This window comes from Bradyrhizobium sediminis (assembly GCF_018736105.1).
Lineage (GTDB): Bacteria > Pseudomonadota > Alphaproteobacteria > Rhizobiales > Xanthobacteraceae > Bradyrhizobium.
Genome location: NZ_CP076135.1, coordinates 2,836,165 through 2,851,698, shown reverse-complemented (window position 1 = coordinate 2,851,698; position 15,534 = coordinate 2,836,165). Strand labels below are relative to the sequence as shown.

Below are 15,534 nucleotides of genomic sequence, written 5' to 3'. Positions count from 1 at the left end.
GTCAGCTCGCGTTCTTGAGCCGCTCCAGCGCCTCGAGAATCTTTGCCTTCCGCGCCACCGCGGCCTCGCGCTTTTCCTTTTCTTCCTCGACAATTTCTTCCGGCGCATTGGCGACGAATTTCTCGTTGGCAAGCTTGCCATCGACGCGCTTGATGTCGCCTTCCGCCTTCGCCAGTTCCTTGTCGAGCCGGGTTTTCTCCGCCGAAAGGTCGATCACGCCCTTCAGCGGCAGCGCCGCGACCTCGCCGCGCACCAAGAGTTGCACCGCGCCTTCCGGTGCGCGGTCGGCAAAGGAGATATCGGCAAGCCGCGCCATTCGCTTGACGACGTCGTTCCAGCGTTGCGCGCGCGCCTTCGTTTCAGGCGATGCGCCTGAAAGCACCAGCGGCGTCAGCGTCGCCGGCGTGATGTTCATTTCCGCGCGCACCGAGCGGATCGCGGTGACGAGGTCGACCACCCAGCCGATCTCGGCTTCTGCGGCGGGATCGCTGAAGTCGGCGGTCTCCAGCGCCAGCAGCAACGGCGGCACCAACGCATCGTTCGGGCTGGTCGTCGTCACCACGGCCAATTGCTCCGCCGTCAGGCCGCCGGCCTTGCGCGGCCATTCCGTCAATACCAGAAGCCCGTCGCGCCTGGCCGTCACCGCCCAAAGCTCCTCGGTGATGAAGGGCATGAACGGGTGCAGCAGCTTGAGGATTTCGTCGCGCGCCCACGCCACCATGGCGCGGGTCTCGGCCTTGGCAGCGCCCTCCTCGCCCATCAGCACCGGCTTGGCGAGTTCGAGATACCAGTCGCAATAGACGTTCCAGACGAAGCGGTAGATCGAGGCGGCGGCGTCATTGAAGCGGTAGGCTTCGATCGCTTCGGTCACCTCGCGCGCGGCGCGCGCGGTCTCGTGCGCGATCCAGCGGTTCAGCGTCTCCTTCGCCTCGGTGGCGTCGAAATCCCGAGGCAAGGCGCAGCCGTTCATCTCGGCGAAGCGGCAGGCGTTCCACAGCTTGGTCGCGAAATTGCGGTAACCCTCGACCCGGCTCGAGGCGAGCTTGATGTCGCGGCCCTGCGCCGCCATCGCGGCCAGCGTGAAACGCAGCGCATCGGCGCCGTAATCGTCGATCAGGTGCAGGGGGTCGATGACGTTGCCCTTCGACTTCGACATCTTGGCGCCCTTCTCGTCGCGGACAAGGGCGTGGATGTAGACGGTCGGGAACGGCACGTCCTTCATGAAATGAAGGCCCATCATCATCATGCGGGCGACCCAGAAGAAGATGATGTCGAAGCCGGTGACGAGAACGTCGGTCGGGTAATAGCGGTTCACATCCGTCTCGTCGTCGGGCCAGCCCAGGGTCGAGAACGGCCACAGCGCCGAGGAGAACCAGGTGTCGAGCACGTCCTCGTCGCGGGTGATGAAGCCTTCGCGCTTGGCCGGATCGAGCGCCATCTCGCGCCCTTGTTCCGGGGTGATGACCTCCTGCTCGGCGTAATAGCCTAGCGCGTTGCCGACCGCTTCCTCTTCGGTCTCGGCGACGAACACCTTGCCGTCGGGCCCGTACCACGCCGGAATCTGGTGGCCCCACCAGAGCTGGCGGGAGATGCACCAGGGCTGGATGTTTTCCATCCACTCGAAATAGGTCTTTTCCCAGTTCTTCGGCACGAAGGTGGTCGCCCCCGAACGCACCGCCGCGATCGCCGGCTGCGCCAGGGTTTTCGCGTCGACATACCACTGGTCGGTGAGGTACGGCTCGATGACGACGCCGGAGCGGTCGCCATGGGGCACCATATGCGTGTTCGGCTCGATCCGCTCCAGGAATCCGAAGTCTTCCAGTCGCGCCACGATCTGCTTACGCGCGGCGAAGCGCTCGACGCCATGCAGTTCGTCGGCAAACTGGCCAGCGCCTTCCGGCAGTCCGCGCAGATAGTCATCGTTATCGGCAAGGGCGAGGCAACCCTCCTGATCGAGCACGCTGATCTGCGGCAAATGGTGGCGGCGGCCGACCTCGAAATCGTTGAAGTCATGCGCCGGGGTGATCTTCACCGCGCCCGAGCCCTTTTCGGGATCGGCGTAGTCGTCGCCGATGATCGGGATGCGGCGGCCAACCAGCGGAAGGATGACGTGCCGTCCAATGAGATGCTTCAGCCGCTCATTCTCGGGATGCACCGCGACCGCGCTGTCGCCGAGCATGGTTTCGGGGCGCGTGGTGGCGACGACGATGAAGGTCGCGGAATCGTCCGGGTTGAAGGTCTTGCCCTCAATCGGATAGCGCAGATACCACAGGCTGCCCCTGACCTCGGTTTGCTGCACTTCGAGATCGGAAATCGCGGTCAGCAATTTCGGATCCCAGTTCACCAGCCGCTTGTCCTTGTAGATCAGGCCTTCGCGATGCAGTTCGACGAACACTTTCGCGACCGCGCGCGACAGGCCCTCGTCCATGGTGAAACGCTCGCGCGACCAGTCGCAGGAGGCCCCGAGCCGCTTCAGCTGGTTGACGATGACGCCGCCACTCTCGGCCTTCCACTGCCAGACCCGTTCGAGGAATTTGGCGCGGCCCATGTCGCGGCGGCCCGGCTCCTGCCGCTCCATCAATTGCCGCTCGACCACCATCTGGGTGGCGATCCCCGCGTGATCGGTGCCGGGCTGCCACAGCACGTCGCGGCCGCGCATCCGCTCGAAGCGGCAGAGAATGTCCTGCAGGGTGTTGTTGAGCGCGTGCCCCATGTGCAGCGAACCCGTCACGTTGGGCGGCGGGATCACCACGGTGAACGGCCTGGCGTCGCGACGCTCGGGCCGCCCGGCCCGGAACGCCCCGCTTTCCTCCCAGATCCGGGCCATGCGGGTTTCGATATCGGCGGGCTGGTAGTTCTTCTCGATCATCGGGGTGCAATTCTTTGGGGCTATGGAACGGGCTAGAAAGCCGCCGGAACGCGCCAAGTCAACACGACAGGCGCGCCGAAAGCCGCATTAGGCCGGATCTGGGACTGAACGAGGGCCGGCAAGGGTCCGCGGCGGTGCCGGAAAATACCCTAGCGCCCGCGCGAAACCCGCTCGATTTCCGCCTTCACGATGCGCTCCACGAGACCCGGCAGATTGTCGTCGAGCCAGGATTTCAGCATCGGGCGCAGCATTTCCTTGACGAGGTCTTCCAGCGTCCGCGCATTGTTGCTCAGCACGGTGTTGGCGAGCGTGTTGAAGGCGGATTCGACCGCCGACACGGTCGAGCGCGACAGGATCTGCTGCGGCGGCGCCGTTTCGAACGGCGGCGGCTCGAACGCGGGCGGCTGCTGCATTGCTCGGGTAGCGGCGGTTTCGGTGAATTCCAGATCGTCCCTGGGTTCGATCTTCTGGAACGCAGGTTGCGGCGGCGGCTCCGGCACCGCCATCTCGTCGGTCAGTTCAAACACGTCGCCGTCGGGCTGCGGCGGCCTGATCTCCTCCGCGGAGGTTGCTTCATCGAGCCCGTTCAGCAGCGCGTCGATGTCGTCCTGGCTGTTCGAGGCGGCCGGCGCCGGTGCGGCGGGAGGCGGCACAGGCTTGGCCGGCGGCGGCGCGGCCTTCGCCGCAGCGGCCTGGGCCGCGGGGATGGCCGACGGCGGAATATCCTTAATCACGGGGGGCTTGGTCACCGGAACCTTGGCTGCAGGTGCCGCAGGCGTCTCCGGCTTTGCAGCGGCGGGCTTTTCGGCGGCCGGCGGCTTCGCCTCATCGTCGGCGATGATGCGACGGATCGACGCCAGAATCTCCTCCATCGAGGGTTCTTGGACCTTTGCAGGCTGCGTCATCTCCGACTCCACATCATCAACGCCCTCCTGCGCGTTTTACACCAAGCAAGACGGGATTCGCCGGTCCCGGCAACGCCGGCCGGAATTTTCATCGCACAAGCCCGACTTGTCCCCAGATCAAGCGCCATCAGCGACACCGCGCGGGATCCCGCCCCTGCTCAGGCACCGAAGAGCGTCGCGGCCGAGTGGTGCAGGCTTCGGCGCGAATCGCTCTGCTGCCTCATGCAAAGGTATGTCAGGGCAATAATTGATTGCAACGCTCAAGCATACGGCGCTGACGCGTGCCCTCGGACGGCAACGCAAACCGCGTTTTCCCGCCAGACGATCCGAGGACATGCGCGGCCTGAGCCACGGATGTCGACGAAGCGATCAGCGGCCGTCGGGATTGCGAACGCCGAACCAGCTGTCGCGAACCTGGTGATAATGCACGCTCGGATCGTAGACGGTGGTCGGCAGATTGAGCACCTGCGGCGACAAGCGTCCCACGGCGTTCAACACGGCGTATGAGGCGACCACGCGATCATGCTGCGCGGTGACCAGCGCAACGCGGGCGTTGACCAGCGCCTGCTGCGCGTTCAGCACGTCGAGCGTGGTACGCTGGCCGGCCTTGGCCTCTTCGCGCACGCCGTTCAGCGCGATCTCGGAAGCCGTCACCTGCGCTTGCGCGGACTGGACCTGGGCCTTGCCCGCGACCAGCTGTCCCCATGCCGTCACCACGTTGGCGCGGGCCTGGTCGCGGACCTGCTCGAGATTGAGGCGCTGCTGCGCCAGGGTTTCCTTGGACTGGCGGATCAGCGAGTACTCGGCGCCGCCCTGGTAGACGGGGACCGAAAGCTGCGCGACCGCCGCAGCGCTGAACGACCGGTAGATCGTCATGGTCTGCTCGTAGGACTGCTGCACCGAAGCCTGCAGTGACACCGTCGGCAGCAGCGCGCCCTCGTTGACCTTGACTTGGAGATAGCTGACGTCGATGCCGAACATGGCGGCGGTCACGTTCGGATTTTGCGTCAGGCCCACTTCGACCGCCGACGGCAGCGTTGCCGGCAGGAAGCGGTCCACCGGCGAACCCGGCGCGAGAGCCTCGGGCTCGTTGCCGATGATTTGGCGGAATTTCGATCGCGTCGTCGTCAGGTTGGCTTCGGCCGTCAGCAATTGCGTCTTGCCGGCGGCGAGTTGCGCCTCCGACTGCGCGACGTCGGTACGCGTGACCTCGCCGACGTTGAAGCGGTCGCGGGTCTGCTTCAAGGTCTGTTCGAGAACGCGGACGTTGCTCTTCTGAACCTCGACGATCGCGGAGTCCCGGAGGTAATCCATGTAGATCGTGGCGCCCGAGAGCAGCACCGTCTGTTCGAGCACCCGCAACGCTTCGCGCGCGCCCGAGACCTGGCTCTCCGCCGCGCGGGTCTTGTTGGCGGTTTGCTGGCCGTTGAACAGCGTCTGCGAGACGGTGGCGCCGAGGCTGCGCGGCGCGTTGGCGCCGTGAATGTTGGTCCTGACGATGTTGGTCGGCGTGCCGCCCGAAGTCGTCAGCGTATCGGTGTACTGATAGCCGGCGCTGCCGGTGACCGCGACGCGCGGGCGATAACCCGACAATGCCTGCGGCACGCTCTCGTCGGTCGCCCTGACCGAGGCGCGCTGCGCATTGAGCTGTGGATTGTTCTGATAGGCGCGCACCAGCGCGGCCTCAATCGTATCGGCCAAGGCAGGCATCGGGCCCGCAAGAGCCAACAGAAGGGCCGCAGCCGCAGCTCCGGTAACGACCTTCACCCCACGCATCCCGTGTAATCCATTCGTGTTCCCCGCCGGTTCGAGCGAGCGAACCGGACGTCGTCATTGCAGGTGAGTCCCACCTCACCTTATGCCGGGGGCAAGCGCGACGGAACCCTAGGGCGACGGAACCCTGCGGAAACTCTTCACATGGGGCATCCGGGCCACACTTCTGATTCAGAACGGGATTTTATCAGCCATCGGGCGCTGGGAAGGCCCGAATCGGCTAGAAAACGAAGGCCGGGAGCCGCTCCATCCCGGGCAGAACCGGAACCGCGGCGTCGAACAGCGCCCGATGCCCGAAATCGCCATGCGAGCGGGTCACGATCGTAGCCCGCTGCGGCTGCGTCGTGGCGAAGATGCCGACCAGCCGGCCGCCCTCCTTGAGCTGCCCGCAGAGCCGGTCCGGCACGATCTCGGTCGCGCCATTGAGCACGATCACATCATAAGGTGCGTTGGCCGGATCCCCTTCGGCGGCCGCGGTCACGCGGACCGTCACATTGCCGAGCCCAAGCTGGAGAAGCGCGTCCTTGGCCTTGGCGGCAAGCGCGGAATCGCCTTCGGTCGCCGTCACCTGCCCGGCCAGTTTGGCAGCCACGGCCGCCGCATAGCCAGTTGCGCAACCCACCACCAGAACGCTGTCACCTGCCTTGATCTCGGCTGCCTGCAGCATCTTCGCCGTCACCACCGGCTTGATCAAAAAGCGCTTCGCGGAAGGCCCCTCGCCGACATCGAGATCGAGGTCCAGATAAGCCAGTGCGCGCTGATTTTGCGGGACAAATGCTTCGCGCGGCACCGCCAGCATGGCGTCGAGGATCCTGATATCGGTGACGTCGCTGGGGCGAACCTGACCATCGACCATCTTCTGGCGCGCGGTTGAAAAACCGGACGAAAAACCGGGCATGGGCGAACCTTTGAGCGAACCTTGGAAAGCGGCGGACATAGCCCCGCGGGGTGAGCGAAACCGCGCCATCTTTGGAACAAGGCTCGCCAAAACGCAACACGGCGCTGGCGCAGGCCGGAACCAGCATTCCGTCCTGCTTCCCGCGCTACCTGCGCGCTGGCGATGCCTATTCGATCGTCGCTATCAGCCGCCCGATCAGCCGCGCCACCTCGTCCAGATGCTCGGAATCGTGTTCGGCGACAGCCCGGGCGAGCCGGCGCAGGCATTCGTCGTCGCTCAGCATGGGGATGTCGCTCGGGACGATCGACGGCACCGGTTTCAGCAGGTGGGTCAAGACGTCTGGCATCGAATCACCTCAGGGGTTCGAGTCCGGCAGCGCCAAACGTCGTCTGCGAATGGGTCGATTTGGCGGCAGTCATGACGCGGGCGCGCCGACAGCCGCGGCGACCGGCTACCGGCGCCGTGTCCTCGCCGGGCCGGAAACCGCAAAAAACCTTGCGCGGCAAGTGGTTTCGGCGCCCGCCCGAGACCGCGTCAGAACGGGATATTTCGTCCTTTGCAAGCCCGGAAGGCTTTGTTATACGCTGCCCGTCTCGCGAACGACTGGTTCGCCTGTTCCTCGGTAGCTCAGCGGTAGAGCATTCGACTGTTAATCGAATGGTCGCTGGTTCGAATCCAGCCCGGGGAGCCAGAATCTCTCAAGAAATCTCTCACATGGCACGAGATCGACGCGACGCTTCGGGCAAACAGCGTCTCATGCGGCTGCGCCGCCCCTTCATCACACGTTAACCACTTCAGCCGCTAGCTCCACTATCGTTAATGGACGAATCTGGACGATTCGCTGGATTGGAGGGTCGTGTCATGAGCCTTTCCGAGGTCAATGCCACAAGGGCCATTTTCGGCTGGCCGCTCTATTCGACCTTGAACGCGGTGACGTTTTCCGGTGCGCAACCGGATTGGCGGACCAAGGTCACGACTTTCACGCAATTCCTGCCGGTGCTTTGCATCACGACGGCAATCTGGGCGATCGGTTGGGCAACGTCGATCTGGTTGCTGGCCTCGATCGTCGCTTGAACCGACGTGCAAAGGCCCCGTCATCTCACTGTTCGAACACCGCCCGGCAGGCCTCGCTGAGGCTCGCCTTCTGGCGCCGCAGACAGTTGGTGATGGCGCGGACGTTGGGGATTTCGCCGGGGCAGAGACGGTAGACGTCCGGAGTGCAGGCCTTGCGCTGCTCCGGGCTCGCCAGCGCGGCCAATGCCGAATGCGATGCCGACAGCGCCAGCAGGAAACCGACCGTACCGGCCAGATTGGCGCGGCTCGCTTTGGCCCAGGCGCGCTGAAACTTCGCTGTCATCGCCGTTCTCCCTCGCTCGCTTAACGGCTCGCCGGAGCCGTGGTGATTTTGGGAATACGAGAAAATTTTTCGGGAAAAAGTGATTTTTCTCACATTTGGACGCGGATGGAACCGCCTAGTCTGCCGGCGGGGAATTTAGGGCAATAGTAACCAATACGGCTGGGATTACGGGATCGATACAATTTGATCGATCCGTTCAATCTGGAAACAAAACACTTTTGAGATCGTGCGCTCTCGAACCAGGAGAGCGCGCGATGAGCGAAGCTGAATACAACCGATTGCTGGAGAGCGTCAGGATGGCGATTGAACCCGCGCCGCAGGAAGACTTCTTGGCCGGACTGCCGCTGTTCGAGGAGGCGCCGAAAGCCGCTAACGACAACCAGCACGCCTGGCCGATGGTTCCGTTTCCCGAAGGCTGGTATGCCGCCTGCTGAGAGGACGCCCAAGCGGCCTCTTTCGGCCTCTGAGATAATCAATGCAAGGCATTGATTATATTAATGGAGGCCACGACCAGAATTGAACTGGTGTACACGGTTTTGCAGACCGTTGCGTAACCACTCCGCCACGTGGCCCCTTGGGGGCGAACTCATATACGGCCTGCCCGCCATAGGCAACCAAGGCGCTGGGAGCCTCGCCCGAAACGCCTTGTTCAGGCCCGCTTGCGCCGCCGGTAATCCTTCTTCTTCGGCTTGGGCGCGAGTTCGGGCATCGTGCCCTGCACCTGTCGATACCTCGCCAGCATCCGCTCGAAGCTTGCGTGCAGCGTTTCCGCGATGTCGGGCCGCTTCTCCAGGCTCGACAGCAGCATCGCCGCCGCCTCGATGGTCGAAAGACCGTCGCGGCGCGGCTCCTTGCGCAGCCTGCCGTAGCGCGAGGGATACGCGGGGCCCAGGATGACGCGCTGGCATTTCAGCATCCATGCATTGCGCCACCACAGCGCCTTGGCCTGACTCCAGGTGCCGTCGAGCAGCACGATGCCTTCGATATCCCGCAAGATACCGCGCTGGTGATCCTCGACCTCGCCCTTGCGGTTGATGGCGACGATGTCCTGGTCGGTGTCGAGGTCGGCGACTTTCGCCGAGCCGAGATAGAGCACCGCCCAGCGCGAGGGATCGGCGACGGGCCGTCCCAGCGCCTTGGACAGGCTCGGCCATGACAGCCCGATCTTGAGCACCGCGTTCTTGAAATGCAGCGCGGTCAGCCGCGCGGTTCCGAGTGCCCTGTCCTGCTCCTGCGGATGCTGCAGGATCAACAGCTCGATCCTGTTTTCGATCGGCGTGATGCTGTCACAGATGCACAGCGGCATCGGTTTATGGCACTGCGGACAGTCCGGCACCGCCTCCGCGGCGGCGCCCGTTTCAGGCTCGGATGGTTTTGACATGGGCCCGCTATACGCTTCGCAGGCCTGCGCTTCAACAACGCAAACGCCCGTCCGGCGGGGCTATTCCGCGGGCGCGGCGGCCGCGACCGGCCCGGATCGCCGCCGCCGCAGCCGGTCGATCAAGAGGTAAATCACCGGCGTCGTATAGAGGGTGAGGATCTGCGAGACGAACAGACCTCCGATGATGGTGATACCGAGCGGCCGGCGCAGCTCGGTGCCGGGACCGGTGGCTATGACCAGCGGAATACCGGCGAACAGCGCCGCCATCGTCGTCATCAGGATCGGGCGGAACCGGGCGCTGCAGGCCTCGAAAATGGCCTCGGCGGACGAGAGGCCGCGGTGACGCTCGGCGTCGAGCGCGAAATCCACCATCATGATGCCGTTCTTCTTGACGATGCCGATCAACAGAATGATGCCGACGAAAGCGATCACGGTCAGCGGCGTATTGGTCACCTGCAGCGCCAGCAGCGCGCCGAGCCCCGCGGACGGCAGCGTCGAGATGATGGTCAGGGGATGGGCGAGGCTCTCATAGAGCACGCCCAGCACGATATACATCGCCACCAGCGCGCCGAGGATCAATAGCGGCTGCCGCCCGCTGGTCTTGTTGAAGTCGCCGGCATTGCCGTCGAAACTGCCGCGGATGCCCTCGGGCATGTGCAATTCGTCGACCGCGCGCTGGATATTCGACGTGGCGACCTCGAGCGGCACGTCGGGAAGCAGGTTGAACGACACCGTGGTCGAGGGAAATGACTGCGAATGATAGACCGCCAGCGGCGACAATCCGCGGGTGGTGTGCACGACGGCGGATAACGGCACCTGCACGCCGCCTGAGCCTGCGACGAAGATCTGTTCGAGGTTGGACGGATCGGCCTGGAATTTCGGATCGATCTCCAGCACCACCATGTACTGGTTGCGCTGGGTGTAGACGATCGAAATCTGCCGCTGCGCGAACGCATTGTTCAGCGCATTGTCGATGTCCTGGACGCGGACGCCGAGGCTCGACGCCGCCCTGCGGTCGATCGCCAGCGTCAGCTGCAACCCGCCGGGGTCGCGGTCGCTGGAGACATCGGTGATGCCCTCGACGGTCTCCATCCGCTTGGCGACGATCGGCGCCCATTTCTGCAACAGGTCGAGATCGGTGCTCGACAGCGTGTACTGGTAGTCGGAATCGCTTTGGCGACCGCCGGCGCGGATATCCTGCGCCGCGAACATGAACAGCCGGATGCCGGCGACCCGGTAGAGATCCTTGCGCAGCCGGTCGATCACGAGCTGGGTCGAGATGCCGCCGCGCTCCTCCGGCGGTTTCAGGCTGATGTACATCACCCCGCGATTAGCGCCGCCGCCGCCGGGACCGCCAGGGCCGCCCAGCACCGAGCCGATCCCGGCCACGGCCGGATCGGCCATCACGATGTCGGCGAGCTGCTGCTGCAGCTTCAGCATCGCCTGAAACGAGGTGTCGGCCGAAGCCCGGGTCGAGCCGATCACGAAGCCGCTATCGTCGACCGGGAAATATCCCTTCGGGGTCTTGATGTAGAGCACCACGGTCAACGCGATGGTGGCGAAGAACACGACCAGGGTCAGCAGGGGAAAGCCGAGCGCGACCCGCAGCGTCCGCTCATAGAAGGTGACGATGCGCGACAACGTGCCTTCCACAGCGCGGTCGAACCAGGTGGCATGACCGGAGGTCGCCGCCTTGATGTAGTGCGCGCAGATCATCGGCGTGATGGTGAGCGACACCACGGTCGAAACCACGATGGCGAAGGTCAGGGTCAGCGAGAATGCCCGCAAGAGCCGGCCGACGATGCCGTCCATGAAGATCAGGGGAGTGAAGGCTGCGATCAGCGACAGAGAGATCGACAGCACCGTGAAGCCGATCTGCCTGGCGCCCTCGACTGCCGCTTCATAAGGCTTCATGCCCTGCTCGAGGTTGCGGTACATGTTCTCGATCATGACGATGGCGTCGTCGACCACGAAGCCGACCGAGATCGCCAGCGCCATCAGCGTCAGATTGTCGATCGAGAAACCCGCGAGCCACATGCCGGCGCAGGTGCCTGCCAGCGCCAGCGGCACCGATACGCCGGCCGCGATCGTCGGCGTGATCCGGCGCAGGAAGGCAAATACCACCACCATGACCAGGAAGGCGGTCGCCAGCAGCGTCCACTGCATGTCCCGGACGCTGGCGCGGATGGTGCCGGTGCGATCGACCAGGGTCGAGATTTCGACCCCGGCAGGAAGCCATTGCTTCAGTTCAGGGATCAACGCCTTCACGCGATCGACGGTATCGATGACGTTGGCATCGCCCTGTTTGGTGATCTGAATCAGCACCGCAGGCTGCTTGTTGAACCAGGCGATCGACCGGCTGTTGCGGACTGAGTCCTCGACCTCGGCGACGTCGGAGAGCCGGACGAAATTGCCGTTCGAGCTCTTGACCAGGATGTCGCGGAATTCGGCCGCCGTCCGCATCTGCCGGTTGGTCGACAAGGTCTCGCTCTGCCGGCCGCCATCGAAAATTCCGACCGGACCGAGCGGATTGGCGCCGACGATCGCGAGCCGGACGGCGTCGGTGGCAATCCCGGCATTGGCGAGCGCGACCGGGTTGAGAGCGATGCGCACCGCTGGCTGGTCGGCGCCGCTGACGATCACCTCGCCAACACCGGGCACCTGCGAGATGCGCTGGGCGATCACGGTATCGGCCGCGTCGTACATCGCGCTGGTCGTCAGCGTCTTCGAGGTCAGCGCCAGCACGAACACCGGCGCCGCCGCCGGATTGGCCTTGCGGAAACGCGGCAGCGACGGCAGGTCGCTCGGCAAATCCGCCAGCGAGGCGTTGATCGCGGCCTGCACGTCGCGGGCGGCGCGATCGATGTTGCGGCCGATGGCGAATTGCAACTGGATGCTGGTGGTGCCGAGCGAACTGGTCGAGGTGATCTGGGTGATGCCGGCGATCTCGCCGAGCCGCCGTTCCAGGGGTGCCGCAACGGTCGCCGCCATCACTGAAGGATCGGCGCCCGGCCGCGAGGCGAATACCCGGATCATCGGGAAGTCGACATTGGGAACCGCGGCGACGGGGAGAAACGCGTAGGCGACCACGCCGACCAGGAACAGCCCGACCGCCAGCAAGGTGGTGCCGACCGGCCGGCGAATGAACGGTTCCGAGATCGATGCCATTACTGCATCCCCTCGGTGGCCCCCGCGACCGGCGGTGACGGCAGTTCGGGCGCCGGCGGCACCACCTTCTCGATCCTTCGATTGATGCGGTCGAGCGCGAGATAGATCACCGGCGTCGTGTACAGCGTCAGCAACTGGCTCAGCAGCAGGCCGCCGATGATGGAAATGCCCAAGGGAAAGCGCAGTTCGGCGCCGGTGCCGCTTTCTACCGCCAGCGGCAGCGCGCCGAACAGGGCGGCCAGCGTCGTCATCATGATCGGGCGGAACCGCAGCAGGCAGGCCTGCACGATCGCGTCGGTCGCCGACATGCCCTGGTTGCGCTCCGCATCCAGCGCGAAGTCGATCATCATGATCGCGTTCTTCTTGACGATGCCCATCAGGAGAATGATGCCGATCAGGCCGATCACAGACAGATCCTGTCCGAACAACATCAGCGCCAGGATGGCGCCGACGCCCGCCGAGGGCAGCGTCGAAAGAATGGTGATCGGGTGAATGTAGCTCTCATAGAGCACCCCGAGCACGATGTAGATCGTGACCAGCGCCGCCAGGATCAGCCACGGTTGCCCGGCCAGCGACTTCGAGAACTCGGCCGCGTCGCCGGCATAGACCCCGACGATGCTGCCGGGCATGCCGATGCGCTGCTCGATCGATTTGACGGCGTTGACCGCGTCGCCAAGCGCCTCGCCGGGCGCCAGATTGAAGCTGAGCGAGACCGCCGGGAACTGGGCCTGATGCGAAATCGCCAGCGGCGCCGTAGTGCGCGTCAGCGTCGCCACCGCCGACAGCGGCACCTGCGCGCCGGCCACCCCGGGCAGATAGAGCTTCGACAGGATCGACGGATCGCGCTGATAGATCGGCATGGCTTCCAGCACCACCCGGTACTGGTTGGCCTGCCCGTAGATGGTGGAAATCTGCCGCTGCGCAAAGGCGTCGTTGAGCGTGTCGTTGACGCCCTGGATGCTGACGCCGAGCTGGCCCGCGCGCTGGCGGTTGATGTCGAGCGAGGCGCGCAGGCCGCCCTCCTGGGCCTCCGAGGAGACGTCGCGGAACAGGGGATCGCGGCGCAGTTCGGCAACCAGCTTCTTGCCCCACTCGCTCACCAGCGCGGCGTCGGTGCCCGTCAGCGTGTACTGGTATTGCGAGCGGCTCGACTGGGTCGAGATCTGCACATCCTGCACCGGCTGGAAGTAGATCGTCATGCCCGGGATCGAGGCGGTCAGCGCCTTCAGGCGCACGATGACGGCGGCAACGTCGTCGCGCCGCTCGCCGCGCGGCTTCAGCGTCATCACCAGGCGGCCGACATTGGTGGTCGGGTTGACCGAACCCGCGCCGATCACCGAGACGACGCCGGTCACGTCAGGGTCGGCCTTGATCGCCGCCGCGGCCCTGCTCTGCCGGCTCTGCATTTCCGCAAACGACACGTCGGGACCCGCCTCGGTCACCGCGGTGATGGAGGCGGTGTCCTGCAGCGGCAGGAAGCCTTTGGGCGCGACGACATAGAGGATCAGGGTCGCGGCGATGGTAGCGAAGGTCAGCAGCAGCGTCGCGCGCTGGCGCTGCAGCACCCAGAGCAGCGTGCGGCGATAGAACTCGACCATGCGGTCGATAGCGCGGGAGACCGCGGCAAGCCCTGGCACTGCGAATTCTTCATGGACATGCTTCAGCAGCCGCGAGCACATCATCGGCGTCAGCGTCAGCGACACGATAGCCGACGTCACTACCGCGATGGTGAGCGTCAGTGCGAATTCGCGGAACATGCGCCCGACCAGTCCCGACATGAACAACAGCGGGATGAACACGGCGATCAGCGACACCGTCAGCGAAATCACCGTGAAGCCGATTTCCTTGGCGCCCTTGAGCGACGCCTCCATCGCGGATTCGCCGTTCTCCATATGGCGGACGATGTTCTCGATCATCACGATGGCGTCGTCGACCACGAACCCGGTGCCGATGGTCAGCGCCATCAGCGACAGATTGTCGAGGCTGAAGCCGCAGAAATACATGATGCCGAAGGAAGTGATCAGCGACAGCGGCAGCGCCACGCCGGCGATCAGGGTGGCGCGCAGCGAGCGCAGGAACAACAGCACCACCAGCGTCACCAGCACCACGCTCAGAATCAGCGTGAACTGCACATCACGCACCGAGGCGCGGATGGTGACGGTGCGGTCGCTGACCACGGTCAGGTTGACGCCGGCCGGGATCGCCCGCTGCACCCTCGGAATCTCGCTGCGGATCTGACGCACCACCTCGATCACATTGGCGCCGGGCTGCCGCTGGATGTCGATGATGACGGCCGGCGTGCCCTGGTACCAGCCGCCGGTGCGGTCGTTCTCCAGCCCGTCGACGATGATGGCGACGTCGCCGATGGTGACGGGCGCGCCGTTGCGGTAGGCGATGATGATCGGCTTGTAGGCTTCCGCCGCCGCAATCTGGTCGTTGGCGGCGATGGTGTAAGCCTGCTGCGCGCCGTCGAGCGATCCCTTCGGCCCGGAGACGTTGGCGCCTGCGATCGCGCTGCGCAGATCCTCCATCGAAATACCGTAGGCGGCGAGCCGCGCCAGGTCGGCCTGCACCCGCACCGCGGGCTTCAGCCCGCCCAGCACCGCGACCCGCCCTACCCCCGAAATCTGGCTAAGGCGTTGCGCCAGGATGGTGTCGGCGAGATCGCTCATGGCGCGCAGCGAAATCGTCTCCGAGGTCAGCGCCAGCGTCATGACCGGCGCATCCGCCGGATTGACCTTGGCGTAGGTCGGCGGATACGGCAGGCTTTTCGGCAGGATTCCGGCCGCGGCGTTGATTGCGGCCTGCACGTCCTGGGTCGCGCCGTCGATGTCGCGGTTGAGATCGAACTGCAGGGAGATCTGGCTGACGCCGAACGAACTGGTCGACTGCATCGACGACAGCGACGGGATCTGGCCGAGCTGGCGCTCCAATGGAGCCGTAATCAGCGAGGCGATCACGTCGGGGCTGGCGCCCGGCAACTGCGTCGTCACCTGCACGGTCGGGAAGTCGACCTGCGGCAGCGCCGATACCGGCAGCGCCCAGTAGCCGAGTGCGCCGCCGATCAGGAGCGCGATCCCCAACAGCGAGGTCGCGATCGGACGGCGGATGAATGGTTCCGAGACGCTCATGGCTGCGTGCTCACGCTGGCGAAGTCAGGCATTCAAGTCGGGAGTTCTTCGG

11 protein-coding genes and 2 tRNA genes are annotated in these 15,534 nt (G+C 65.0%); 3 read left to right on the top strand and 10 right to left on the bottom strand.

What is annotated here, in order from left to right:
• Position 1 precedes the first annotated feature (1 nt).
• The 5 genes from KMZ68_RS13565 to KMZ68_RS13545 all read right to left on the bottom strand — a co-directional run bounded on the left by KMZ68_RS13565 (position 2) and on the right by KMZ68_RS13545 (position 6,791).
• Positions 2–2,869, bottom strand: a complete 2,868-nt coding sequence (locus KMZ68_RS13565; RefSeq protein ID WP_215611814.1) for a valine--tRNA ligase — start codon at positions 2,867–2,869, stop codon at positions 2–4.
• A gap of 149 nt (positions 2,870–3,018) precedes the next feature.
• Positions 3,019–3,774: a PopZ family protein gene (locus KMZ68_RS13560; RefSeq protein ID WP_215611813.1), complete on the bottom strand. Its 756-nt coding sequence runs from the start codon at positions 3,772–3,774 to the stop codon at positions 3,019–3,021.
• A 369-nt stretch (positions 3,775–4,143) separates the two neighbouring features.
• Positions 4,144–5,550 (bottom strand): TolC family outer membrane protein, encoded by a 1,407-nt coding sequence (locus tag KMZ68_RS13555; RefSeq protein WP_215611812.1) that lies wholly within the window; start codon positions 5,548–5,550, stop codon positions 4,144–4,146.
• Between the two features lie 217 nt (positions 5,551–5,767).
• On the bottom strand, positions 5,768–6,445 hold the full coding sequence (locus KMZ68_RS13550; protein ID WP_249779637.1) for a protein-L-isoaspartate O-methyltransferase family protein: 678 nt from the start codon (positions 6,443–6,445) through the stop codon (positions 5,768–5,770).
• 166 nt (positions 6,446–6,611) lie between these two features.
• Positions 6,612–6,791 (bottom strand): hypothetical protein, encoded by a 180-nt coding sequence (locus tag KMZ68_RS13545; RefSeq protein WP_215601990.1) that lies wholly within the window; start codon positions 6,789–6,791, stop codon positions 6,612–6,614.
• A 270-nt stretch (positions 6,792–7,061) separates the two neighbouring features.
• Between KMZ68_RS13545 and KMZ68_RS13540 the strand changes: the two genes are divergently transcribed.
• Positions 7,062–7,136: transfer RNA gene (locus tag KMZ68_RS13540), tRNA-Asn, on the top strand.
• Between the two features lie 170 nt (positions 7,137–7,306).
• The gene (locus tag KMZ68_RS13535; protein WP_215611811.1) at positions 7,307–7,519 is read left to right on the top strand and encodes a hypothetical protein; all 213 of its coding nucleotides are present in this window, start codon (positions 7,307–7,309) and stop codon (positions 7,517–7,519) included.
• Between the two features lie 25 nt (positions 7,520–7,544).
• Here KMZ68_RS13535 and KMZ68_RS13530 read toward each other — a convergent pair whose 3' ends face one another.
• Positions 7,545–7,802 (bottom strand): hypothetical protein, encoded by a 258-nt coding sequence (locus tag KMZ68_RS13530; protein WP_215611810.1) that lies wholly within the window; start codon positions 7,800–7,802, stop codon positions 7,545–7,547.
• Between the two features lie 254 nt (positions 7,803–8,056).
• Here KMZ68_RS13530 and KMZ68_RS13525 point away from each other — a divergent pair, with 254 nt between their 5' ends.
• The gene (locus tag KMZ68_RS13525; protein ID WP_215611809.1) at positions 8,057–8,236 is read left to right on the top strand and encodes a hypothetical protein; all 180 of its coding nucleotides are present in this window, start codon (positions 8,057–8,059) and stop codon (positions 8,234–8,236) included.
• Positions 8,237–8,300: 64 nt separating this feature from the next.
• On the opposite strand, the gene KMZ68_RS13520 is transcribed toward KMZ68_RS13525, so the two are convergent.
• The 4 genes from KMZ68_RS13520 to KMZ68_RS13505 form a co-directional block, all read right to left on the bottom strand.
• Positions 8,301–8,374: transfer RNA gene (locus KMZ68_RS13520), tRNA-Cys, on the bottom strand.
• A 77-nt stretch (positions 8,375–8,451) separates the two neighbouring features.
• Positions 8,452–9,183, bottom strand: a complete 732-nt coding sequence (locus tag KMZ68_RS13515; protein WP_215611808.1) for a tRNA-uridine aminocarboxypropyltransferase — start codon at positions 9,181–9,183, stop codon at positions 8,452–8,454.
• A gap of 60 nt (positions 9,184–9,243) precedes the next feature.
• Positions 9,244–12,351: an efflux RND transporter permease subunit gene (locus KMZ68_RS13510; protein ID WP_215611807.1), complete on the bottom strand. Its 3,108-nt coding sequence runs from the start codon at positions 12,349–12,351 to the stop codon at positions 9,244–9,246.
• Positions 12,351–15,482, bottom strand: a complete 3,132-nt coding sequence (locus KMZ68_RS13505; protein WP_215611806.1) for an efflux RND transporter permease subunit — start codon at positions 15,480–15,482, stop codon at positions 12,351–12,353. Before KMZ68_RS13505 ends, KMZ68_RS13510 begins: the two co-directional genes overlap by 1 nt.
• Between the last annotated feature and the right edge of the window lie 52 nt (positions 15,483–15,534).